Genomic DNA, 21,948 nt, shown 5'->3' with positions numbered 1-21,948 from the left:
GTTCCTTCCCGTATCAGCAGGCGCGCGCCCTGCTGCTTCTTCTTGGTGAAAATACTCAAACTTCGACGGCCTCAGCCCTCGATGCCGTTCGACCCGTAGAGCCAGTTCAGCTGGTTGTACCAATCCTGAGGGCTCATGCCCTTCATCACGTGATTGCGCACGGCGGCCTTGGCGTCGTCGGGATGATAGATGTACTCGCCGATCAGGCGCGAGTTCATCTGCACCCGCGCCGTCCGCACCCGCCGCATGTCCTGATAGGTCTGCAACAGCGTCTCGGTGTCGTCGATGGTCTCGATGCAATGCGACAGCGCCACCGCGTCCTCCATCGCCATGCAGGCACCTTGAGCGAAATACTGCAACATCGGATGCGCCGCATCGCCCAGCAGCGCCACGCGCCCGTCCACCCAGTTCGAAATCGGCTCGCGGTCGCACAGCACCCAGAGCTTCCAGTTGTCGCCGTGCTCGATGATCTGCCGCGCCTTCGGGTGAATGTGTTCAAAGCCCTGTGCCACTTCCTCCTTTGACACAGGGCGCCCCGCGATCGCCTCCTGAACATCGCGGTGGTAGGTCACCACAAGATTGTACACCTTGCCGCCCTTCAGCGGGTAATGCACGATGTGGCACTTCGGCCCGGCCCATAGCGTCGCCGCATTCCAGCGCAGGTCCTCGGGCATCTGCTCGGTGGGGATCACCGAGCGGTAGGTCGTGTGGCCCGAGATGCGCGGCTCTCCATCGCCCACCAGTTGCGCGCGGATGGCAGACCGCAGGCCCTCGGCCCCGATCAGGAAACGGCCCTTCAGCGGCTCCCGGTCCTTCAGCAGCAGCGTGGCCGACGACCCGTCCTGCTCGTACCCCGTCACCACGTGATTGGTGCGCAGCTCGATCAGCGGGCTGGCCTCGGCGTATTTCAGCAGCACGCCATGCAGGTCGGCGCGATGCACCACGGCATAAGGGTTGCCGTAGAAATCGCGGAACGGCTGGTCCAGAGGGATATGCGTGATGTCCTCGGCGGTCTGCGCATCCATCAGCCGCAGCGCGTCGATATAGACCGCAACCGAGCGCGCCTCGTCCCCCACGCCCAGATAGTCGAAACAGTGGAACGCATTCGGCCCGATCTGGATGCCCGCGCCGATCTCGCCCAGCTGCGGCGCCTGTTCGACCACGATCGAACGGTGCCCCTTCTGCGCCAGTCCGCAAGCGGCGGCGAGGCCGCCAATGCCGCCACCGGCGATGAGGATGGGAAGATCGGACATGGCAGTCTCCTCGCGTCACAGGGCCATTCAAGCCAACAGGGGAGGCTCACATGGGTCGACAGCAGCCCCGCTGCGCGCCCCTTTGCTCCTCCCAAAGCATCGTGGTCACACCCAATGATATGATGTGTGTACATATTAATAGGCGGCACAGGTCGAGTCGGTCAATGAAAAAGATGAGTGTACTTATTAATTTCGGCAAGCTATTGATATGGATGGAAGCGCATCTCGCGCGTGCACAGAGGGAGGGAGCATCATGACCGATCTGCAACAGATGCCCGGCCACGTGATCCGCCGCCTGCACCAGCAGTCCACCCAGCTTTTCCAGACCCGGATGAAGGCGGCGGGTCATGACCTGACCCCTGTGCAATTCGCGGCCATGGGCGCGATCCGCAAGGACCCGGGTATTGATCAAGCCTCGGTGGCGGCGAACATTGCAAACGACCGCGCCACCATCGGCGGGGTGATCGACCGCCTCGTGCAAAAAGGCTGGGTCGCCCGCTCGGTCAGCCAGCGCGACCGCCGTGCCCGCGAACTGTCTCTGACCGCCGAGGGCGAGGCAATTTTTCTTCAGGTTCTCCCCCTGGTTGCGGGCTTCCAATCCGACATCCTTGCGGGTCTCGACGAGGCGGAACGTGCGACGTTCCTTTCCCTCGCCGCACGTGCAATCGCCGGATCAGACGACGCCTGAACATGAGGGCTGCCGCCAGCGCCGCCGGTCAGGAGCGCCTGACTCCCTCTGTCTGGTTGCGTCAGGAATCAACCAGCCGGCAAGCCGTGTCTCCATCAATCACAAGCGTGCGGACGATACCGCTGCGCAGCAGGGCCCGCGTCGCCTCTGCCTTTTCCAATCCGCCGCAAAGCAGCACCGTATGCGATGCCCGCAGGGCCGCGAAATCCACGGCCAGCGTGCGCTGGTTCAGCGGATGCTCCACCGGCTGTCCGTCACGATCAAAAAAGATCCCGTTCGTATCGCCCACCGCGCCCGCAGCGTGCAGCGTATCGAGTTCCTCCGCCGTCAGCATCCCGGAGCGGTGCAGCAGCGAAGCAGGCGTCAGCTCGCCCACCGAAATGATCGCCATGTCAGGCCGCCGCGCCATGTCCAGCACTGCCTTGACCGTCGCCTGAGCCAGCAGGATCTCGCGATCTTCGGCGGTGTTGGCGATGAAGGGCACCGCGAGGAAATATCCCTCGGCGCCGCATGACCGCGCCAGCGCCTGCACCACCTCGAAGGGATTGAATGCGCTGTTGGCGGTCAGTGACCCCATGAGCGACACGAAACGGGCTTGGGGCGCTTGTACCCCGGCCATGTTGCGCGTGATCTGGTCCAGCGTGCGGCCCCAGCCGGTGCCGATGATTGCGTCGGGCCGGCGCGCCAGTTCGTCCTTCAGCAAAGTCGCCGCCAGCGTGCCCACCGCGCCGCGCGGATAGTTCTCCAGCACACCGGGCAGGGTGTCGCCGGGCTTCAGCCCCAGCGCCGGCGAGCAGATCACCCGCTCCAGTCCGAAGCGCGCCCGCAGGTCGTCTTCGACCTGCATCAGCCCGTTGGCCCGCGCATCGATGGAGATCGACACGATCCCTTCTTCCCGCGCCTGACCGAGCAGCTTGTTCACCCGCGCGCGGGTCGTGCCAAGCCGGTGGGCCGTCTCCTCCTGGTTCAGCCCGCCGACATAATAAAGCCAGGCGGCGCGGCTCATCAACTGTGTGTCATCACTGGTCATGGCATCTGAATAATCAATGTCACGCGCCGTGACAATCGTCACGCCGCAGTCGAATTACAAATGTATTTAACGTTGACAAAAGTATATACTCGCCGCAGGGTGCCGGTCATGGGTGCGGTGGAGGACCGCGTTCACACAAAATTTCGGGAGGAAAATCATGACTTTCACTGCGAAAGGCCGCGGCCTCTTTGCGTCTGCCGCCCTGCTGGGTGCCATGACGACAATGGCGACCAGCGCCAGCGCGCTGGATATCGCCTGGGTGCATTCCAACGCTGCGGCGCAATCCGAACAACGGGTGAAGGCAGGCTTCGAAGCCTGGGTGCAGGAGAAGGGCGTCGACTGGAACGTCAGCTTCCTCGACAGCCAGGGCTCTGGCGAGGCCACCGCCTCGAACCTTCAGGACGCCGTGTCTCGCGGGGTCGACGCGATCATCATCACCATGTCCGACTTGCGCGCCTCGAAGGCGGCGATCGACGTTGCGGTGCAGGCTGGCGTGCCGGTCTTCTCGGTCGACTCGGGCTACGTCGATGGCATCATGGTGGATGTGACCACGAACAACTGGGCCATGTCGGCCGATGTCTCGCCCTACTTGCTGGATCAGCTTGGCGGCAATGGCAACCTCGTGTTCTTCCGCATGGCGGAGCACCACGGCACGCGCAAGCGCGGCGACGTGATGGAGAAGGTTTTGCAGGAGTACGGGGACATCAAGGTGCTGGCCGAGCACAATATCGACTACACCGCCTTCTTCGAGGACACGACCGCAACGATGCAGGACTACGTCGCCCGTTTCGGCGAGGACATTGACGCGGTCTGGGCGCCCTGGGACGAGCCGGCACAGGCAACCATCAACGTGATGAAGGCGGCGGGCCTGACGGACGTCAAGGTCATCGGCATCGACGGCCATCCGCAAGCCGTGGCCGAAGTCTGCAAGCCCGACTCGATGATGATCGCCACCGTCTCCCAGCCTTTCGAGAAGATGGGCGCGCAGGTCGGCGACTGGATCACCGGCATCGTTGTCGACGGCAAGCCGCGCGAGGAGGTCATCCCCTCCGACATCGTCTACATGGACGCGCCGCTGGTGACCAAGGCGAACTGCGAGGACTTCATGTAAGCCACGCGGCTTGTCGAAACGTCCCCGCGCTGCGCTCCCCCGCGCGGGGACATCCCCTTACACAAGACTTCTAAGGAGATCGCGCATGTCCGTGCATCTCTCCCGGATCGTCATGGAGTTCCCCGGCACGCGGGCCCTCGATGGCGTGGACGCGGAGTTCCGCTTTGACGAGGTGCATGGCCTCGTGGGCGAGAACGGCGCGGGGAAAAGCACCTTTGTCAACGTGCTGGGCGGCTCGCTACGCCCGACCCGCGGCGCGGTCTCCGTCAACGGAACCAATGTCACGCTGGACAGCCCGCGCGCGGCGCTTTCACACGGCATCGCCCATGTCAGCCAGGAAGGCAGTCTCGTGCCGTCGTTGTCCGGCGCCGAGAACATCATGCTGGGCGCGGAACCGCGGCTGGCGCTCGGGATCATGCGACGCGGCGCATTGAAAGGTCAGGCCCAAGCGCTGCTTGCGGAATGGTTCCCTGGCGTTGAAATCGATCTTGGCCGTCCGGTGATCGACCTGCCGATGGCCGATCGCAAGGTTATCGAGATCGTGCGCGCTTTGCGCGGCGACATCCGCCTTTTGATCCTGGACGAACCCACCGCCACGCTGGAAGCAAAGGAAAAGCGTCAGCTCTGGGAAATCATCCGCAGCCTTCCGTCCAAGGGCGTCGGCGTGGTGCTGATCTCGCACTTCCTGTCGGAAGTGGTGGCGCTTTCGGACCGCATCACCGTGCTGCGCGATGGTCGCCATGTCGGCACGCTGGACCGCGACACCGCCACGGAAGCGGTATTGACCGACCTGATGCTGCGCCGCGACACGGGATCGGTCGTGGCCGAGACCGGCGCGGAAGCGGCAAGGACCGGCCCGGTCGTTCTGCGTGCAAAGGGCATCGAGGCGGGGGCCGTCCGGGTGGCGGACTTCGCTCTGCGTGCAGGCGAGATCACCGGCCTGATCGGCCTCACTGGCGCGGGACACTTCGGCTTTGCCCGCACGCTTTATACCCGTCTGGGTCTGACAGCCGGAGAGATCGTCGTCGACGGACAGCCCGTCGCCGGACGTGGCGTGCGCGCCATGCAGCGCGCTGGCGTGGCACTGGTCCCCGATCACCGTATGGAAAACGCGCTGGCCGGGGACGGCACCGTGGCCGAGAACCTGTCGATGGTGCACCCGGATTTCGCCGCCTCGGGCGGGGTGCTGTCGCGTCGCCGCGAACGCGCCGAGTCGCAGCGCGTGATCGATCTGCTGAACGTCAAGACACCCCACCAACGCCAGCTGATCCGCAACCTCTCGGGTGGCAACAAGCAGAAGGTCTCGATCGGCAAATGGCTCTACGGGGCGGGCAACCGTTACCGCGTCCTGATCTTCATCGAGCCGACCGAAGGTGTCGACATCGGGGCCAAGCGCGAGATCTACGCGCACATGCGTCGCCTCGCGGCCGAAGGCGCCGCCGTCCTGATCGCCTCGTCGGACCTTGGCGAGATCGCGCAGGTCTGTCACCGCGCCATTCCCTTCGTCCACGGTCTGCCCGGCGCGGACATCGCCGCCGCCGATTTCTCGGAAACCCGCTTCATCACTGCCATCACCGGAGACGCCGCATGAACACTTCTGTCGCCGCCACGGCCCCCGCGGGCGCGAAGCCCGTCAAGTCGGACCTGCTCCAGCGCTATTCCACGCTCGGCGTGCTGATCCTGATGTTCCTGGGCTTCTCGCTTTTCGTCGATCGCTTCCTGACGCCGTTCAACCTGTCGAACATCCTCAGCCAGATCGCGATCCTGACCATCGTCGGGGCCGGGCTGACCTTCGGCTTCGCTGCCAAGGAGATCGACCTGTCGGTCGGCTATACGGTCGGCCTCTCCGGCATCCTGGTGCCGACGCTGCTGGTGGCAGGCTACCCGCTGGCGGTGGCGCTGTTGGCCGGGCTGGCCGCCGGCATCGCTGTCGGCCTCGTCAACGGCGTCCTGATTACCAAGGTCGGTATCCCCTCGCTGATCGCCACGCTTTCCACCGGCTCCATCCTCTTTGGCGTCAACTTCCTGATGACCGGCGGTCGGGCGATCTATGGCGGTTTGCCGGACACCTTCCTGACGCTCGGTCAGGGCCGCGTCTTCGGCATTCCCAATCTCGCGTTCTTCATGATCGCCGCCGTGGCGCTCGCGTGGTTCGTGATGGAACGCACCGTCTTTGGCCGCTACGTCTATGCCGTGGGCGGCAACCAGAAGGCGGCCGAACTGTCAGGCGTGCGCATCACCTTCTACCGCATGTCGGCGCTGGTCCTCGTCTCGGTCTTTGCCGTGATCGCGGGCGCGCTGCTGGCGGCGCGGCTTGGCTCCGGTCAGCCCAACGTCGGAGAGCGCTATCTGCTCGACGGGCTCGCCACGGTTTTCATCGGCATGACCATGTTCCGTCCCGGAACGGCGACCGTGATGGGCACCTTCTGCGGCGCACTCTTCATCGGTGTCATCAACAACGGCCTGAACCTGGTGGGCATGGATACCTACATCCAGAACATCGTGAAGGGTGTCATCATCCTGATTGCGGTGGCCATCGTGTCGCGCACCACGAAACTCAACCTGCTTTGAGGACTTCCCAATGACAATCATGCAAACCGCGCCGCAGGCGAAACCGGGGTCGAACACGGACCTCCTCACGCTCTACCGCGAGATGCGCCGGGTGCGCAGTTTCGAGGAACGGGTCGGCGAACTTTTCGTCCGTGGCAAATCCGCCGGCTCGATGCTGCACCTGTCGATCGGCGAGGAAAGCGCCGCCGTGGGCGTCGCGTCCTTGATGCGCGACGGCGATACCTTCACCACGCATCATCGTGGCCATGGCATCTTCCTTGCGCGCGGGGCTGATCCGAACCGCATGATGGCCGAGATCGGCGGCAAGGAGGCCGGGTACTGCCGGGGCAAGGGCGGCTCGATGCACATCGCCGACATGGGGCTGGGCCATCTGGGCGCCAATGCCATCGTCGGCGGCGGCATCCCGGCTGTGGTTGGCGCGGGGCTTGCGTCTAAACGCGACGGCAAGGGCGCGATCTCGGCTGCCTTCTTCGGCGACGGCGCGATGCAGCAGGGCATCCTTTATGAATCCATGAACATGGCGGCGCTCTGGGACCTGCCGGTCATGTTCGTCTGCATCAACAACCAGTATGGTATGGGCACGCGCATCGAGCAGGCCACAAAGGGCCGCGCCCTGCACGAACGCGCCCTGGCCTTCGGGCTGAACGCCGAGACGGTCGACGGGCTGGACGTCCGCACCGTGCGCGAGGCGGCGGCCCGGCTGATCGACGGCGCGCGCAGCGGCAAACCGGGCTTCCTCGCCGTGGAATGCTACCGCTTCTTCGGTCACGCCCGCATGGACAAGAGCCCCTACCGCAGCGCCGAGGACGAAGAGCAGGGACGCGCCAAGGACCCGGTGCTCTACGCCCGGCAGGAACTGGCGCAGGCGGGCGAGACCGACCTCGACGCGCTCGATGCTCAGATCGCTGCCGAGATGGATGCCTCCATCGACTTTTCCATCGCCGCCGCCGAACCGGCGCTGAACTCCATGTTCCGCGACGTCTACGCCCCCGGCGAACCCGAACCCGAGGCGGTCGCCGCCCGGATCGACCGAATCCTCGCACAGGAGTAAGACCCATGGTGGCAATGACCTACCGGGATGCGCTGAAACAGGCGCTGCGCGATGCCATGACCGAAGACGACAGCGTCGTCGTGATTGGTGAGGAAGTGGGACGCTACGGCGGGGCCTACGGTGTGACGAAGGGGCTCTACGAGGAATTCGGGGCGGACCGCATGATCGACACGCCGATCTCCGAACCGGCCATCGTCGGGGCTGCCGTTGGGGCTGCCATGGCCGGAATGCGCCCGGTTGCCGAATTGATGTATGTCGATTTCATCGGCATGACCATGGACCAGCTCGGCAATCAGGCGGCCAAGATCCGCTACATGTTCGGTGGCCAGATCGGCGTGCCGATGGTGCTGCGCACGCAGGGGGGCACCGGGCGCTCGGCGGGCGCGCAGCATTCGCAATCGCTCGAAGCCTATGTCATGCACACCCCCGGCCTGCGGCTGGTGATGCCCGCCACCGTGGCCGATGCCTACCACCTTCTGCGGCAGGCCTTGCGGCAGCCCGATCCAGTCGTCTTCATCGAACACAAGGCGCTGTATACCCTCAAGGAAGACGTCGACCTTGCCGCTCCTGTGCCCGGCTGGGGCCAGGCTGCCGTGCGCCGCACCGGCGACGATCTCGTGATCGTCACCTATTCCCGGCAGGTTCATCACGCAATGGCCGCCGCCGATGCGCTGTCTGCGCAGGGCATCGAGGCGACCGTCATCGACCTGCGCTGCCTGAACCCGCTCGATTTCGATACCGTCAGGGCAGAGGTCGAACGCATCGGCCGCGTCATGGTTCTCTCCGAAGGGGTCATGACGGCGGGTGTCGGCGCGGAACTCTCGGCGCGCATCCACGAGGAATGCTTTGACTTCCTGCACGAGCCGGTGATCCGCCTGTGTGGCGAGGACATCCCGATCTCCGTCTCTGTCGAACTGGAAAAGCACTCCGTACCGACGACCGAACTGGTGCGGTCGATGGCGGAACGGCTGGTCGGTCGCCACCGGGGGCGCGCGGCATGAGCACCGTCACCCTGACCATGCCGCGCCTCGGCGAAACCATGGAAGAAGGCACCGTTGCCAGCTGGCTGATCGCCGAAGGCGCGGCCTTCGATCGCGGCGCGCCGCTGGTGGAATTCGAAACCGACAAGACCGCCGTGGAATACCCCGCGCTGGGTCCCGGCCGGCTGATCCGTGTGCTGGTCGCGCCCGGTGACCTCGTGACCCTCGGCGCGCCCATCGCGGAAATCGACCTCGAGGGCGCAGAGGATTGGGTCACCGCCAATGCGGAACCCGCGTCCGAACCCGAGGCTGACCCGCAACCGGTTCCGCTACCGGACCCGCAACCAGAGCCGACGGCTGCTGCCCCCCATGATCCTGCCGCCCCGCTGCGCGCGACGCCCCCCGCCCGCCGCGCGGCCGCCCGCGCTGGCATCGCGCTTGAGGCCGTGGCTGGCACCGGGCGGCGCGGACGGATCGAACTGCACGACATCCCCGAGGCCGCAACCGGCGCACTGGCCGCATCGCACTTCGGCCCCGCCGACGGCCCGCCGGTGCTGATGGCGCATGGTTTTGCCGGGGATCGCAGCACCTTTGACCAACTGGCAAAGGGGCTGGCACGTGCAGGCCTGTCTGTGCGCACCGTCGACCTGCCGGGCCACGGCGAAACCGCCGCCGAGGCCAAGGACATCGACACGCTGGTCGACGCCCTCGCCGCGACGCTGACGCCCGCGCGCCCTGTCCACCTGACGGGCCATTCCCTTGGCGCCGCCGTCGCCACCCTTGCCGCGTCCCGCGTGCCGGGGGGCGTGCGCTCGCTCACTTTGATCGCGCCTGCGGGTCTTGGCCTTTCCATCGACGCGGAGTTCATTCACGGCATGGCCGAGGCGTCCAGCCCCGCCACCACCGCCCACCTGCTGCGCCGCCTGTCAAAACGGGCCGACGCGTTCTCGGCCGCGACCGTGGCGCAGATCCATAGCCAGCTGGCCGAGGGGCGGCTGAAACCCCTTGCCGCCGCTCTGGTCAAGGGCGGCAGACAGGCGCTCAACATCCGCGCCGCGCTGACAAGCCTTTCGGAAACCCACCGCATCCGCATTCTCACCGGCACACAGGATCAGGTCGTCAATTGGCGCGACGCGCTCGACCTGTCGCCACGCATCGCGCTGCATGTCTTCGACGGTGCCGGGCACATGCCGCACTGGGACGACCCCCAGCAGGCGGTTGCGATCATTGCACAAGGACTGACCGAATGACCGACACAACCGACCGCCTGCGCGCCGCACGGTTGCGGATGGGCGCCTTCGCCAAGGCTGCGCCCGACCTGATGAAGGGCTTCGCCGCCGTCTCTCAGGTGGCCACGAAGCCCGGCCATTTCGACGCCGCCGACCGAGAGCTGCTGGCCGTGGCGATCGCGGTCGCGACCCGCTGCGACGACTGCATCCTCTACCACGTGGACGCGGCAAAGCGGCATGGCGCGCCGGAGGCCGCCCTGGTGGAAGCACTGGAAGTCGCGGTGGAAATGGGCGGGGGTCCGGCGGTCATGTACGCCGGGCGCGCGTTGGAGGCCTTTCGCGCAGGCTGAGGCGCGATGTGAGGGAGGAGGACCCGGATGAGCTATTTCCTGACCGCCGATGGCGGCACCGAGAGCCTGCGCGCGCGGGTCTATGACCTTTCGGGCACCTGTCTGGGCACCAGCGCGGTGCCCTATGCCACGGATTTCCGCCCGGGGCGGGTGGAGCAGGCGCCGGAAGACTGGTGGCGCAACTTCGTGACCGCGTCGAAGGCGGCGATTGCCGAGGCGGGCGTGGACCCGCAGGCCATCGAGGCGATCTGTTACGCCACCACGTGCTGCACCGTGGTTGCGCTGGATGAAAACGGACGTGCCTTGCGCCCCGCGATCCTCTGGATGGATGTGCGGGCGCACGCCGAGGCGCAGGCCGTGCTCGACACGGGCGATGCAGCGTTGATGCTGAATGGGGCAGGGCAGGGGCCGGTCTCGGCAGAGTGGATGATCCCCAAGGCCCTCTGGCTGAAGCGCCACGAGCCGGAAATCTTCGACCGAGCCTACCGGATCTGTGAATACCAGGACTTCCTGACCCATCGGCTGACGGGGGAATGGGCAGCCAGCCTCGATAACGTGGGCCTGCGCTGGCACTACCGCAACCGCGATGGCGGCTGGGCCTCGGGCATCCTCGGGAAACTCGGCATTCCCGAACTCGAAGCGAAATGGCCGCAAAGGGTCGTCGCCCCCGGCGAGGTCATCGGCACCCTGACCACGGCGGCGGCGAATGAACTGGGACTGTCAACCCGCGTGAAGGTGGTGCAGGGGGGCGCGGATGCACTCATCGGCATGATCGGACTGGGCGTGGCCCGTCCCGGTCAGCTTGCCATGATCACCGGCTCCTCCCACCTGCAATTCGGCGTGACCGAAGCCCCGATCCATGCCCCCGGCGTCTGGGGCAGCTATGCCGACATCGTCTACCCGGATCGCTGGATCGTGGAGGGCGGTCAGACCTCGACCGGCTCGATCCTCAACTGGCTCGGGCGGCTCACCGGCGGGCCGCTGGACTTCAAGACCCTGAACGAGAAGGCCGCCGCTCTGGAGCCGGGCTGCGACGGGCTGATCGTGCAGGATCATTTCCAGGGCAATCGCACGCCGCATACCGACCCGTTGTCGCGCGGCGCGCTGGTCGGGCTGACGCTGGGCCACGAATTGCACCACGTGTTCCGCGCGGTGATGGAGGGGATCGGCTACGGCACCCGCGCCATTCTCGATGCCTTCGGGCGCGCGGGTTACACAGGGACCGAGATGACCGTAGGCGGAGGCGCCACCGCCTCTGACCTCTGGTTGCAGATCCACGCGGACACCGCCGGCATCCCGGTCAGGACACCGGCCTCCCCGGATGCGCCTTCCACCGGGTCCGCCGTGCTGGCGGCCCATGGTGCGGGGCATTTCACCTCCATCGACGAGGGCATTGCCGCCATGGTGCGCCCCGGTCGGCTGGTGGAGCCGATCCCCGCCAACGTCGCCCGCTACGACGAAATCTACGCGCGCTACGCTGCCCTTTATCCGGCGCTCAAGGAGGTGCTGACATGAGGCCATCCAACATGACCTTGGCAGAGCGATTTTCCCTGACCGGGCAAGGCGCGCTGGTGACCGGCGGCGCCAGGGGCATCGGACTGGCCATTGCCGAGGTGCTGGCCGAGGCGGGCGCCCATGTGACCATTGCCGACCTCGACCCAAAGGCCGGGCAGGCCGCGGCAAGCCGTCTGGGCGGCAGCTTCGAGGCGCTCGACGTCACCGATTTCACCGCTTGCGCCGCGCTGGCTGACCGGGTGAAACCGGACGTGTTGATCGCGAACGCGGGCATCGTCCACAACGCGCCTTCGGCCAGCATCGACCCGCTGGACTGGGCGCGGGTGATCGACGTGAACCTGTCGGGCGTCTTCCATACCTTGCGCGCCTTCGGGCCGGGTATGGTGGCGCGTGGCCGGGGCGCGGTGGTCTGTACCTCTTCCATCTGCGGCGAGGTTGCCGTCTGGCCGCAACCTCAGGCGGCCTACAACGCCGCCAAGTCGGGCGTGAACCTGCTGGTCAAGTCCTGCGCGCTGGAATGGGCAAGGGCGGGCGTCCGCGTCAACGCCGTGGCACCGGGCTATACGGCCACCGAACTGACCCTCGCGGGCCGATCGAAGCCCGAGTGGTTCGACGTCTGGATGGACCGCACCCCCATGGGCCGCCTTGGCGAGCCGCGCGAGATCGCCGACGCGGTTCATTTCCTCGCTTCTCCTGCCGCCAGCTACGTCACCGGCACCGTGCTGACGGTGGACGGCGGCTATACCGCAGCCTGAAAGGACCTTTCCATGAGTGAGCCCAGAACCGCCCTCGTCACCGGGGCCAGCCGTGGCATCGGCGCGGCCATCGCCCTCGGCCTCGCGCGGCGCGGCTACGACGTGGCGCTGAACGACATCGCCCGCCAGGAGGAGGCCCTGAACGACGTCGCGGATGAAATCCGTGCCTTGGGTCGCCGCGCCGAGACCTTCCATGCCGACGTGAGTGTCAAGGCGGAGGTCGACAGCATGGTGGCGCAGGCGCTCTCCGCCTTTGGCCGGATCGACGCCGTGGTGAACAATGCCGGCATCCTCATCGCGGGCGAGGTCGACGGCCTGCCTGAAGCGCATTGGGACGCGGTGATGGACGTCAACGCCAAGGGCGCCTTCATGGTGATCCAGGCGCTGCTGCCGTCGATGAAGGCGCGCGGCTACGGGCGCATCGTCAACATCGCCTCCATCGGGGGCAAGCACGGCGCTCCGGCGCAGGCGCATTACTCGGCGTCGAAGGCCGCCGTGATGGGGTTCTCCCGCGTGCTGGCGCAGGAGGTCGGATCGCTTGGGATCACCGTCAATTGCGTCTGCCCGGGCATCATCCTGACCGACATGGGGAGGGTGAACCTCGACGATCCGCACGTCCGCGCGGCGTGGTCGGCCAAGACAGCCCTCGCACGGATCGGCGATCCCGAAGACGTGGTCGGGCCGGTGGCATTCTTCGCCTCGGACGACTCAGCCTTCGTGACCGGCCAGACTCTGAATGTCGATGGTGGCATCGTGTTTTCCTGAGGCCCGCCCCACGCTTTCCCGGCTCACCAGCGCGCCGCTGATCAATGCTTTGGTCGCCGGTTCCGGGCTGGTGGCGATCAGCATGTCGTCCAGAAGCCGGATCGCCATCGCGCCGATCCGGCGTTTCGGCACCTCGACCGTGCTCAGTCCGGGGTCGCTCATCGCGCTGATCGGGAGATTGTCGAAGCCCACGACGGAGATGTCCTGCGGAATTTGCAGCCCGCGCTCGCGCAGCGCCTTCATGAAGCCGAAGGCGATCATGTCGTTGGCGCAGAAGTAGGCCTCCGCCAGCGGGCGGCCGTCCGCCAGTTGCGCCCTGCTTTCCTCAAAGGCCCCCTCCAGCGTCGAGTCGACCGAGAGGACATGCGCCTCCTCCACCGGCAGCCCCAGCGCCGCCATGCCACGCCCGAAGGCCAGTCGGCGCAGCGCGAAATTCGTCACCTCGGTGTGGCTGCCGACCATGCCGATACGTGTGAACCCGCGCTCCGCGAGATGGCGCAAGACTTCGAACACGGCCTGATCGTTGTCCATGTCGACAAAATTGAGGTCGAGCAGCGGGTGATACGTGTCGATGAAGACCATCGGCAGCGGCGACTGGGCCAGCGTGCGGATCTCGGCCTCCGTCAGTTCGGTTCCAAGGATCACCGCACCGCGCAGGTCGCCGCTGAGCAGTGATTCGGCGATGCGGTCGAGGTCCGGTCCTTCAAAGCTCTCGACCTGCAGGGAATAGTCGCGCCGCGTGGCCTCCCACGACATGCCGTCGATGTAATCGGCTATGAAATGACTGTGATCGCGGTTCACCGTGTGCCCGTGACGGGCAATCTTCAGAAAGCGAAGCGTGTTCACGGAATCGGGGCGGGTGCGGCCCGTGCGCGGCGTGTATTTCATGGCCCGGACGGCCGAAAGAACCCTTTGCCGCGTCGGTTCGGAGATGTCGCCCTTCCCGTTCAGGACCAGCGAGGCCGTGGCCGCCGAAACCCCCGCCCGCTCGGCGACCTGGCGCAGGGTGACAGGCTTTTTTTCTTGTTTCGTCATGAGTTGGCTCACATCCCGCGCGGCGGTGGCTGTTTAGTAAACGTCTGTTGGAAGGCGCCGGGACGCAAGCAGAATTTTCCGGCGGGATGCAAGCAGAAATTCCCTTGAACCCTCTGGAATTCCTTGTTAACGATTTACTAAATAAAGTTCAAGTTTACTAAACCTTGGAGGAGGGGATGCGTAAACTCGATGGCCGTCTGGCCATTCTATCCCTGCTCGTCGTCGTTCTGTTGCTTGTCGGAGGCGCGGTCTCGGAAGGCACATACCTGTCGCTCTACAACATGCAGTCCATGGCCACTCAGGTGCCGGAAATCGGCCTTCTGGCCATCGGCGTCATGCTGGCGATGTGCGTCGGCAATGGCGGCATCGACCTCTCGGGCATCGCCCTGGCCAACCTTTCGGGTGTGACCTCGGGCATCCTGGTCACCAGCTTCCTGGACGCCTACGCGCAGCCGTGGATCTTTACGCTGTGCTTTGCCCTGGGCGCGATCACCGTCGGTATCCTCGGCGGTTTACTGAACGGACTCATCATCGCGCGGCTGGGCATAACGCCGATCCTGTGCACCCTCGGCACGCAGATGCTTTTCACCGGGCTTGCCGTTGTGCTTTCGGACGGGCGCTCCGTCACCATTGGCTCGCCCGACCCGATGTACGAGCTGGGCAACGGCACCATCCTGGGCGTGCCGTGGAGCTTCCTGATCTTTCTTGTGGTGGCGCTGGCCATCGGTGCCGTGCTGCGGTTCACGCCCTTCGGGATGCGCCTCATGCTCACCGGCGCCAATGCCCGCGCGGCAGATTTCAGCGGCTTCGCCCACGGGCGGATCTTCACCGTGGCATACACACTTTCGGGCGCGCTGGCAGGCCTGTCGGGTGTCATCATCGCCGCGCGCAATGTGAACGTGAAATGGGACTACGGCACAAGCTACCTGCTGATCGCGATCCTGATCGCCGTCATGGCGGGGGTGCGGCCCGAAGGCGGCTACGGGCGCATCGTATGTGTCGTGCTTGCGGCCATCGTGTTGCAACTGCTGTCCAGCCTTCTGAACTTTATCGGCCTGTCCAACTTCGTCCGCGATTTCGCCTGGGGGGCAGCTTTGCTCGCCTTTCTCGCGATCGGACGGTTCCAGCTCATCGAGCGGCTGGCCGACATAGTCACCTCGGCGCGGATCCCTCGCGCGTCGAAGGGCTGAGATCGAGGGAATCCAAGGGAGGATTGAGAATGTTGAAGACGTTCAAACTCGGGTGCGCCGCAGCGCTCATGGTCTCGGTGGCCGGCATGGCCCAGGCCGAGGGCACCATCACCACGGTGGTGAAGATCAGCGGCATTCCGTGGTTCGACCGGATGGAAACCGGGGTGAAACTCTTCGCCGAAGAGAACCCGGACATGGACATCACGCAGGTCGGACCGGCACAGGCCGACAGCGCCCAGCAGCTGCAGATCGTTCAGGATCTCGTCGCCAAGGGGACCGATGCGCTGGCCATCGTTCCGATGGACCCCGCGATCCTCGAAGGCATCCTGAAGCGCGCCATGGACCGCGGCACCATCGTCGTGACCCACGAGGCCGACAACCAGATAAACACGATGGTCGACGTGGAGGCCTTCGACAATGCCGAGTACGGTGCGGCCTTGAACGAGCGTCTGGCGGATTGCATGGGCGGCGAAGGCAAGTGGACGACATTCGTCGGCTCTCTCGGCAGCCGGACGCACATGCAGTGGGTCGGCGCGGGCGAGGAGAACGCGAAGAAGTACCCGGGCATGGAACTGGTGGACCCGAACAACGAGTCCTTCGACGATGCCAATGGCACCTACGAAAAGGCCAAGGAAGTGCTGCGCAAGCATCCCGACATCCGGGGGTTCCAGACCTCGGCGGGCAATGACGTGCTCGGTGTTGGCCGCGCCATCGAGGAAGCCGGCCTGACCGGCAAGGTCTGTCTCGTGGGCACCGGCCTGCCGAACCCGTCCGCCGCCTATCTCGACAGCGGCGCCATCACCGCCATCGGCTTCTGGGATCCGCAAAAGGCGGGCATGGCGATGAACGCCGTGGCCAAGAAACTGCTCGCGGGCGAGGAACTGACCGACGGCATGGACCTCGGTGTGGAGGGCTATAACAGCGTCACTCTGAAAGATGGACCCGGCGTCGGCAAACTGCTGATCGGCAACGGCATGGTGCTGGCCGACAAGGACACCTACAAGGACTACCTCTTCTGAGGTTGGCCAGAGACCGCTGACCGGGGGAGGGCGCGCGCCCCGCGCCCTCCCTCAACAGACGAAGGCAATTCCCGTGACTCAGACTGATCCAGACGGACCACCGTTTCTCGAACTGCGCGGTATCCACAAGCGCTTTGGCGGCGTGCATGCCTTGCGCGGCGTCGACATGGTGCTGCGTCCCGGCGAAGCCTATCATCTGCTGGGCGAGAATGGCTGTGGCAAGAGCACGGTCATCAAGATCATGTCCGGCGCGCATGACCCGAGCGAAGGCGAGATCCTTCTTGACGGCGTGACCCATACGGGCCTCACGCCCATCATGGCGTTGCAGGCCGGGATCGAGACCGTCTATCAGGACCTCTCGCTGCTGCCGAACCTCACGGTGGCGGAGAATGTCGCGCTTGGTGAACAGCTGGTCGGCGGGGGCGGGCGGCTGTTGCGTTTCCTCGGCCGGTCGCAACTGCAGGACACAGCGCGTCGGGCCCTGCGCGAAGTCGGGCTGGAACCCACGCGGGACCTGCTTGCAACCCGCGTCTCCGACCTGCCGCTGGCCATCCGCCAGCGTGTCGCCATCGCCCGCGCCATCGCACAGGACGCGCGGCTTGTAATCATGGACGAACCGACGACCTCGCTTACCCGCCACGAGGTCGAGACCCTGATCGAAGTGGTCGGGCGCCTGCGGGCGCAGAACGTCGCGGTGCTCTTCGTCACCCACAAGCTCGAGGAATGCTACCGCATCGGCGGGCAGGCCATCGTGTTCCGCGACGGGTTGTGCGTGGCTCAGGGGCCGATCGCGGGATATTCCCGTGCCGAACTGAGCGCGCTGATGACCGGCCGCGCAATCGAAGCGCGGCGCTACCGTACCGGAACACCGGGCGCAGAGCCATTGCTGACACTGGAGCGCGCAGGCTCCGGCGATGCCTTCCACGGCATCTCTGCAACTTTGCACGCGGGCGAAATCCTTGGCATCACGGGCCTGTCGGATTCCGGTCGCAACGAACTGGCGCTTGCGTTGGCCGGGCATCGGGCCATGACCGATGGTGAAATCCGCATCGACGGCGCAAGGGTGTCTCTCGACAGCCCCGCCCGCTCGATGGAACATGGCATCGGCTATGTTCCCGAAGATCGGCTTGGCGAAGGTCTTTTCATCGAGAAATCCATTCAGGACAACGCGGTGGCGCTGATCCTCGACAGGTTGACCGGATCGCTCGGGACAATTGACCGCGCAAAGGCCCGGACGGCCGCCCAGGGCATTGCAGCCGAGATGACCCTCAACACCGCCGACATGGACCTGCCCGTCGGCGCGCTGTCGGGGGGCAACCAGCAGCGTGTGCTGATCGGGCGCTGGCTGTCGATTGCGCCGCGCATCCTCGTGTTGCACGGGCCGACGGTCGGCGTGGATGTCGGTTCCAAGGACACGATCTATCGCGCAATCCAGGCCATGGCCGAGCGCGGCATCGGGCTGGTCATCGTCTCGGATGACCTGCCGGAACTGCTGCAGAATTGCGACCGCATCCTCGTCATGAATGGCGGCCACCTCGCGGCGGAAGTCGACGGCGCAACCGCCAGCGAAGACGATATCTATCAGGCAATGCTGGCCTCTCCTGCGGAGGCGGCGGAATGACCATGACCCAGACAAGCCCCGAGACCACGCAACGCACATCCCGTACCAGCCCGTCCCCGACCGGCCTCGCCGGGACCGTGTCCGCGCTCTTCACCCGCAGGCCGGAACTGGTCAGCCTTTGCCTGCTGCTTGCAATCTGCATCGCAGTGGCACTGATCAATCCGGCGTTCCTCTCGCCGACCTCGCTGATCGACATGGGCCGCGCCTCTGTCGTGACCGGGCTTTTCGCGCTTGGCGTCTTTTCCATCCTCGCGGCGGGCGGGATCGACGTCAGCTTTACCGCCATCGCGGCCTTCACGATGTACTCGCTGACGCTGTTTGTGCTCAACGTGGCACCGGGCCTGCCCATGGCTGCCATCATCGCGATTGCCGTCGCGGGCGGAACGCTGCTGGGCGCGATCAACGGCTTTCTGGTGCATCACCTTCAGGTTGCGGCGCTTATCGTCACCATCGGCACGCAATACCTGTTTCGCGGTATCCTTCTGGCCTTCATCGGCACGGTATGGCTGATGGAACTGCCGCCGCAGATGGTCGCCTTCGGCAAGGCCTCCATGCTCGATTTCACGACAGCGAATGGCGCAACCGTCTCTCTGCCGTGGTATTTCCTCGTCTTCCCGGCAGCGGCCGTTGTCACCTGGGTCATCTTCAACCGCACCCTCATGGGTCGCGCGATCTTTGCCACGGGCGGCAACCCGGAGGTCGCGGCGCGGCTGGGTTACGACCAGCGCAAGGTGCATCTGTTCGTCTTTGCCTTTGCCGGCGGGCTCGCCGGCCTCGCGGGCATCATTCACGTCTGTGCCAACCGCATGGCCAACCCCTTCGACCTGGTCGGCACAGAGATCGGCGTCATCGCCGCCGTCGTCCTGGGCGGCGCGCGGATCACCGGCGGTACCGGCTCCGTCTTCGGCACCGTCACCGGCGTGCTGCTCATCACCGTCGTGAACAACGTGCTGGTGCTGGTCGGCATCCCGTCGACATGGCAGCGCGTGGTCGTCGGGGCATTCATCCTTCTCGCGGCAGCGTTCTTCGTCACGCGCCGCCGAAAATTACAATCCACAACCGTGAAGCGAGCGCCATGAAGAAATTCCTCAACACGCCCGAAGCCTTCGTCGACGAGATGCTCGATGGCATCTACCGCGCACACCCCGAGGTGACCCACGCGGGCGATGACCTGCGCTGTTATGTGACGGCAAGCCCCGTGCCCGGAAAGGTCGGGATCGTCACGGGCGGCGGGTCCGGCCACCTGCCGACCTTCCTCGGTTTCGTGGGACACGGGATGCTGGATGGCTGCGCCGTCGGCGGTGTCTTTCAGTCGCCCTCGTCGGATCAGATCCTCGAAGTGACCAGACACGTCGATCAGGGCGCGGGTGTGCTCTACATCTACGGCAATTACACCGGCGATATCATGAATTTCGACATGGCCGGGGAACTGGCCGAACTGGAGGACATCCAGACGGCAACCGTGATGGGCAACGACGACGTCGCCTCATCGGTCGTCGGCGAAGAGCACAAGCGGCGCGGCGTGGCGGGGATCTTCTTCCTCTACAAGGCGGCGGCGGCGGCTGCGGCGGCGATGAAGCCGCTCGACGAGGTCACCCGCATCGCCGACAAGGCCCGCGCTCGCACCCGCACCATGGGCGTCGCCCTCTCGCCCTGCATCGTGCCGGAAGTCGGCCGTCCGGGTTTCGAGATCGGCGAGAACGAGATGGAGATCGGCATGGGCATCCATGGCGAACCCGGTATCTCGCGCGAACCGCTGCAACCGGCCGACACGGTGGTGGACAAGATGATGGCGCGCATCTTCGCCGAAACCGACTACAAGTCCGGCGACGAAGTGGCCGTGCTGATCAACGGGCTTGGCGCGACGCCACTGGAAGAGCTGTATATCCTCTATCGCCGCGTCGCGATCCTGATGGAGGAGCGCGGCGTGAAAATCCGTCATCGCTGGCTCGGTGAATTCGCCACCTCGATGGAGATGGCCGGGGCGTCGATCTCGGTTCTGCATCTCGACGACGAGTTGGAACCGCTCATCGCAGCGCCGGTCAACACGCCCTTCTTCAGCCATGTCGCGGGTTGATTCCATGGGACTGACGGCGAACCAGACCCGCGCCTTGTATCCTGCATGGGCGACACGCTTCGTCGAAGAACGCGAGGCGCTGATCGCGCTCGACGGCAAGGTAGGCGACAGCGACCTCGGCATCACCATGTCCAAGGGGTTCGCTGCCGCGCGCGACGCGGTCGAGGCCGCGCCGGAGGCGGACATCGCGGGCCAGATGAAACTGGCCGGAGCCGCGCTGGCCAAGGCCGCGCCCTCGACGATGGGCACCCTCATGGCCACCGGTTTCCTGCGCGGTTTCAAGGCGCAGGAAGGGACCACGCAGTTCGGCACCCCGGAGGCAGCCCGCTTCTGGCGCGCCTTTGCCGACGGTGTCCAGCAGCGCGGCAAGGCTCAGGTCGGCGACAAGACCGTGCTCGACGTGCTCGACCCGATCGCCAAGGCGCTGGAAGCGCACACCGGCGCCCTTCCCGAGGCGCTCGAGACCGCTGTCACGGCTGCGGCAGAGGCGCTGGAAGCGACCAGGGACATGGTGGCCCAGCACGGCAAGGCCGCCGCTTTCCAGGAAAAATCGCGCGGCCTTGCGGACGCCGGCGGCACAGTGGCGCTCATGCTGATCGAGGTCATGCGCGACGTGGTCCGCGCCTGACCCCCGACTGAAAGGACACCTCATGATCTATCGACAGCTTGGCCGCAGCGGCCTGAAGGTCTCGGCCCTTGCCATGGGCACCTTCACCTTCGGCGGCAAGGGCGATTTCGGCATGGTCGGCGCGCAGGGTGTCGCCGACGCGGCCCGGCTGATCGACACCTGTCTGGACCATGGCATCACCCTTCTGGATACGGCCAACATGTATTCCACCGGCCTCGCCGAGGACATCCTCGGCCAGGCTCTGGATGGGCGGCGCGACCGGGTGCTGATCTCCTCCAAGGCGCGGATGCGCATCGGCGATGGTCCGAACGACGAGGGCGCAAGCCGCTGGCATCTGATCCGCGAATGTGAACGCAGCCTGAAGCGCCTCGGGACGGATCACATAGACATCTACCACATCCACGAGTGGGACGGGCTCACCCCGGTGGAAGAGACGATGGAAGCGCTCGATACGCTCACGCGGCATGGCAAGATACGCTACGCCGGGTGTTCCAACTACACCGGCTGGCAGCTGATGAAATCGCTGATGGCCTCGGAACGGCACAACCTGAAGCGCTTCGTGACGCAGCAGATCCATTACACCGTGGAGGCGCGGGAGGCGGAATATGAACTCCTGCCGATCTCGGTGGATCAAGGGCTCGGCGTAACCGTCTGGAGCCCGCTGGCCGCAGGGTTGCTCTCGGGCAAACATTCGCGCGACGGGTTTGCCGGGGGCAGCCGACAGGCGAAGGGCTGGACCGAACCGCCGATCCGCGATTGGGACCGGCTCTGGGCCATCGTCGACGTGCTCAGGGAGATCGGGCAGGAACATGAGGTCGAGGCGGCTCAGGTGGCGCTGGCCTGGCTGCTGACCCGTCCCGCCGTGGCCTCGCTGGTGGTGGGGGCCAGCCAACCGGAGCAGCTTTCCCGCAACCTGCGCGCGCTTGACCTGCACCTGACGGCGGACGACCTTGCCCGGATCGACAGCGTAAGCCGCCCGCCGATGATCTATCCGCACTGGCATCAGGATCAATTTGCCCGCGCGCGCTTCGCAGGCCCGGAGACCGCGTTGCACGGCGTATCGGGGCAGTGAGGACGGCG

21 protein-coding genes are annotated in these 21,948 nt (G+C 65.7%); 18 read left to right on the top strand and 3 right to left on the bottom strand.

Going from position 1 to position 21,948, the window contains the following annotated elements; translation table 11 throughout:
* Positions 1–71: 71 nt before the first annotated feature.
* Positions 72–1,253: a 3-hydroxybenzoate 6-monooxygenase gene (locus ACP16H_RS17710; RefSeq protein WP_425073584.1), complete on the bottom strand. Its 1,182-nt coding sequence runs from the start codon at positions 1,251–1,253 to the stop codon at positions 72–74.
* Between the two features lie 253 nt (positions 1,254–1,506).
* Between ACP16H_RS17710 and ACP16H_RS17705 the strand changes: the two genes are divergently transcribed.
* Positions 1,507–1,941 carry a MarR family winged helix-turn-helix transcriptional regulator gene (locus tag ACP16H_RS17705; RefSeq protein WP_425073583.1) on the top strand — a complete coding sequence of 145 codons (435 nt, stop codon included), beginning with the start codon at positions 1,507–1,509 and terminating at the stop codon, positions 1,939–1,941.
* A 61-nt stretch (positions 1,942–2,002) separates the two neighbouring features.
* Here ACP16H_RS17705 and ACP16H_RS17700 read toward each other — a convergent pair whose 3' ends face one another.
* Complete coding sequence (locus tag ACP16H_RS17700; protein ID WP_425073582.1) at positions 2,003–2,971, bottom strand: sugar-binding transcriptional regulator; 969 nt, start codon at positions 2,969–2,971, stop codon at positions 2,003–2,005.
* A gap of 157 nt (positions 2,972–3,128) precedes the next feature.
* Between ACP16H_RS17700 and ACP16H_RS17695 the strand changes: the two genes are divergently transcribed.
* The 10 genes from ACP16H_RS17695 (at position 3,129) to ACP16H_RS17650 (ending at position 13,298) form a co-directional block, all read left to right on the top strand.
* Positions 3,129–4,082 carry a sugar ABC transporter substrate-binding protein gene (locus ACP16H_RS17695; RefSeq protein ID WP_425073581.1) on the top strand — a complete coding sequence of 318 codons (954 nt, stop codon included), beginning with the start codon at positions 3,129–3,131 and terminating at the stop codon, positions 4,080–4,082.
* A gap of 85 nt (positions 4,083–4,167) precedes the next feature.
* Positions 4,168–5,673, top strand: coding sequence for a sugar ABC transporter ATP-binding protein (locus tag ACP16H_RS17690; protein WP_425073580.1), 1,506 nt, complete (start codon positions 4,168–4,170; stop codon positions 5,671–5,673).
* A complete protein-coding gene (locus ACP16H_RS17685; protein WP_425073579.1) occupies positions 5,670–6,653 on the top strand; it encodes an ABC transporter permease in 984 nt (327 codons plus the stop codon). Before ACP16H_RS17690 ends, ACP16H_RS17685 begins: the two co-directional genes overlap by 4 nt.
* Before the next feature lie 10 nt (positions 6,654–6,663).
* A complete protein-coding gene (locus tag ACP16H_RS17680) occupies positions 6,664–7,704 on the top strand; it encodes a thiamine pyrophosphate-dependent dehydrogenase E1 component subunit alpha (protein WP_425073578.1) in 1,041 nt (346 codons plus the stop codon).
* A 5-nt stretch (positions 7,705–7,709) separates the two neighbouring features.
* Positions 7,710–8,705: an alpha-ketoacid dehydrogenase subunit beta gene (locus tag ACP16H_RS17675; protein ID WP_425073577.1), complete on the top strand. Its 996-nt coding sequence runs from the start codon at positions 7,710–7,712 to the stop codon at positions 8,703–8,705.
* Complete coding sequence (locus tag ACP16H_RS17670; protein ID WP_425073576.1) at positions 8,702–9,934, top strand: alpha/beta fold hydrolase; 1,233 nt, start codon at positions 8,702–8,704, stop codon at positions 9,932–9,934. The genes ACP16H_RS17675 and ACP16H_RS17670 overlap by 4 nt, the downstream gene beginning before the upstream one ends.
* Positions 9,931–10,263, top strand: coding sequence for a carboxymuconolactone decarboxylase family protein (locus ACP16H_RS17665; RefSeq protein ID WP_425073575.1), 333 nt, complete (start codon positions 9,931–9,933; stop codon positions 10,261–10,263). The genes ACP16H_RS17670 and ACP16H_RS17665 overlap by 4 nt, the downstream gene beginning before the upstream one ends.
* Before the next feature lie 27 nt (positions 10,264–10,290).
* Positions 10,291–11,778, top strand: a complete 1,488-nt coding sequence (locus ACP16H_RS17660) for an FGGY-family carbohydrate kinase (RefSeq protein WP_425073574.1) — start codon at positions 10,291–10,293, stop codon at positions 11,776–11,778.
* The gene (locus tag ACP16H_RS17655) at positions 11,775–12,533 is read left to right on the top strand and encodes an SDR family NAD(P)-dependent oxidoreductase (RefSeq protein ID WP_425073573.1); all 759 of its coding nucleotides are present in this window, start codon (positions 11,775–11,777) and stop codon (positions 12,531–12,533) included. Before ACP16H_RS17660 ends, ACP16H_RS17655 begins: the two co-directional genes overlap by 4 nt.
* 12 nt (positions 12,534–12,545) lie before the next feature.
* The gene (locus ACP16H_RS17650) at positions 12,546–13,298 is read left to right on the top strand and encodes an SDR family NAD(P)-dependent oxidoreductase (RefSeq protein WP_425073572.1); all 753 of its coding nucleotides are present in this window, start codon (positions 12,546–12,548) and stop codon (positions 13,296–13,298) included.
* Here ACP16H_RS17650 and ACP16H_RS17645 read toward each other — a convergent pair.
* Positions 13,242–14,333 carry a LacI family DNA-binding transcriptional regulator gene (locus ACP16H_RS17645; protein ID WP_425073571.1) on the bottom strand — a complete coding sequence of 364 codons (1,092 nt, stop codon included), beginning with the start codon at positions 14,331–14,333 and terminating at the stop codon, positions 13,242–13,244. The two genes, ACP16H_RS17650 and ACP16H_RS17645, sit on opposite strands and share 57 nt — an antisense overlap.
* Before the next feature lie 176 nt (positions 14,334–14,509).
* Here ACP16H_RS17645 and ACP16H_RS17640 point away from each other — a divergent pair, with 176 nt between their 5' ends.
* The 7 genes from ACP16H_RS17640 (at position 14,510) to ACP16H_RS17610 (ending at position 21,940) form a co-directional block, all read left to right on the top strand.
* Positions 14,510–15,523, top strand: a complete 1,014-nt coding sequence (locus ACP16H_RS17640; RefSeq protein WP_425073570.1) for an ABC transporter permease — start codon at positions 14,510–14,512, stop codon at positions 15,521–15,523.
* A 29-nt stretch (positions 15,524–15,552) separates the two neighbouring features.
* Complete coding sequence (locus ACP16H_RS17635; protein ID WP_425073569.1) at positions 15,553–16,542, top strand: substrate-binding domain-containing protein; 990 nt, start codon at positions 15,553–15,555, stop codon at positions 16,540–16,542.
* A gap of 73 nt (positions 16,543–16,615) precedes the next feature.
* Positions 16,616–18,163 (top strand): sugar ABC transporter ATP-binding protein, encoded by a 1,548-nt coding sequence (locus ACP16H_RS17630; protein ID WP_425073568.1) that lies wholly within the window; start codon positions 16,616–16,618, stop codon positions 18,161–18,163.
* Complete coding sequence (locus ACP16H_RS17625; protein ID WP_425073567.1) at positions 18,160–19,242, top strand: ABC transporter permease; 1,083 nt, start codon at positions 18,160–18,162, stop codon at positions 19,240–19,242. Before ACP16H_RS17630 ends, ACP16H_RS17625 begins: the two co-directional genes overlap by 4 nt.
* Complete coding sequence (locus ACP16H_RS17620; RefSeq protein WP_425073566.1) at positions 19,239–20,240, top strand: dihydroxyacetone kinase subunit DhaK; 1,002 nt, start codon at positions 19,239–19,241, stop codon at positions 20,238–20,240. The genes ACP16H_RS17625 and ACP16H_RS17620 overlap by 4 nt, the downstream gene beginning before the upstream one ends.
* Positions 20,241–20,244: 4 nt before the next feature.
* Complete coding sequence (locus ACP16H_RS17615) at positions 20,245–20,868, top strand: dihydroxyacetone kinase family protein (protein ID WP_425073565.1); 624 nt, start codon at positions 20,245–20,247, stop codon at positions 20,866–20,868.
* A gap of 22 nt (positions 20,869–20,890) precedes the next feature.
* A complete protein-coding gene (locus ACP16H_RS17610; RefSeq protein ID WP_425073564.1) occupies positions 20,891–21,940 on the top strand; it encodes an aldo/keto reductase in 1,050 nt (349 codons plus the stop codon).
* The last annotated feature ends 8 nt before the right edge of the window (positions 21,941–21,948 follow it).

Origin of the sequence: Sagittula sp. S175 (assembly GCF_049800975.1) — a bacterium.
In the GTDB taxonomy this organism is placed as follows: Bacteria; Pseudomonadota; Alphaproteobacteria; order Rhodobacterales; family Rhodobacteraceae; genus Sagittula.
This window is presented reverse-complemented; position numbering and strand designations above follow the sequence as displayed.

What these genes read in the sequence shown, in the direction of transcription:
- ACP16H_RS17625 (WP_425073567.1), top strand. Translation starts at nt 18,160, where the DNA reads ATGACCATGACCCAGACAAGCCCCGAGACCACGCAACGCACATCCCGT.
- ACP16H_RS17685 (WP_425073579.1), top strand. Translation starts at nt 5,670, where the DNA reads ATGAACACTTCTGTCGCCGCCACGGCCCCCGCGGGCGCGAAGCCCGTC.
- ACP16H_RS17660 (WP_425073574.1), top strand. Translation starts at nt 10,291, where the DNA reads ATGAGCTATTTCCTGACCGCCGATGGCGGCACCGAGAGCCTGCGCGCG.
- ACP16H_RS17705 (WP_425073583.1), top strand. Translation starts at nt 1,507, where the DNA reads ATGACCGATCTGCAACAGATGCCCGGCCACGTGATCCGCCGCCTGCAC.
- ACP16H_RS17610 (WP_425073564.1), top strand. Translation starts at nt 20,891, where the DNA reads ATGATCTATCGACAGCTTGGCCGCAGCGGCCTGAAGGTCTCGGCCCTT.
- ACP16H_RS17670 (WP_425073576.1), top strand. Translation starts at nt 8,702, where the DNA reads ATGAGCACCGTCACCCTGACCATGCCGCGCCTCGGCGAAACCATGGAA.
- ACP16H_RS17690 (WP_425073580.1), top strand. Translation starts at nt 4,168, where the DNA reads ATGTCCGTGCATCTCTCCCGGATCGTCATGGAGTTCCCCGGCACGCGG.
- ACP16H_RS17640 (WP_425073570.1), top strand. Translation starts at nt 14,510, where the DNA reads ATGCGTAAACTCGATGGCCGTCTGGCCATTCTATCCCTGCTCGTCGTC.
- ACP16H_RS17645 (WP_425073571.1), bottom strand. Translation starts at nt 14,333, where the DNA reads ATGACGAAACAAGAAAAAAAGCCTGTCACCCTGCGCCAGGTCGCCGAG.
- ACP16H_RS17675 (WP_425073577.1), top strand. Translation starts at nt 7,710, where the DNA reads ATGGTGGCAATGACCTACCGGGATGCGCTGAAACAGGCGCTGCGCGAT.
- ACP16H_RS17710 (WP_425073584.1), bottom strand. Translation starts at nt 1,253, where the DNA reads ATGTCCGATCTTCCCATCCTCATCGCCGGTGGCGGCATTGGCGGCCTC.
- ACP16H_RS17650 (WP_425073572.1), top strand. Translation starts at nt 12,546, where the DNA reads ATGAGTGAGCCCAGAACCGCCCTCGTCACCGGGGCCAGCCGTGGCATC.
- ACP16H_RS17680 (WP_425073578.1), top strand. Translation starts at nt 6,664, where the DNA reads ATGACAATCATGCAAACCGCGCCGCAGGCGAAACCGGGGTCGAACACG.
- ACP16H_RS17665 (WP_425073575.1), top strand. Translation starts at nt 9,931, where the DNA reads ATGACCGACACAACCGACCGCCTGCGCGCCGCACGGTTGCGGATGGGC.
- ACP16H_RS17695 (WP_425073581.1), top strand. Translation starts at nt 3,129, where the DNA reads ATGACTTTCACTGCGAAAGGCCGCGGCCTCTTTGCGTCTGCCGCCCTG.
- ACP16H_RS17635 (WP_425073569.1), top strand. Translation starts at nt 15,553, where the DNA reads ATGTTGAAGACGTTCAAACTCGGGTGCGCCGCAGCGCTCATGGTCTCG.
- ACP16H_RS17615 (WP_425073565.1), top strand. Translation starts at nt 20,245, where the DNA reads ATGGGACTGACGGCGAACCAGACCCGCGCCTTGTATCCTGCATGGGCG.
- ACP16H_RS17700 (WP_425073582.1), bottom strand. Translation starts at nt 2,971, where the DNA reads ATGACCAGTGATGACACACAGTTGATGAGCCGCGCCGCCTGGCTTTAT.
- ACP16H_RS17620 (WP_425073566.1), top strand. Translation starts at nt 19,239, where the DNA reads ATGAAGAAATTCCTCAACACGCCCGAAGCCTTCGTCGACGAGATGCTC.
- ACP16H_RS17655 (WP_425073573.1), top strand. Translation starts at nt 11,775, where the DNA reads ATGAGGCCATCCAACATGACCTTGGCAGAGCGATTTTCCCTGACCGGG.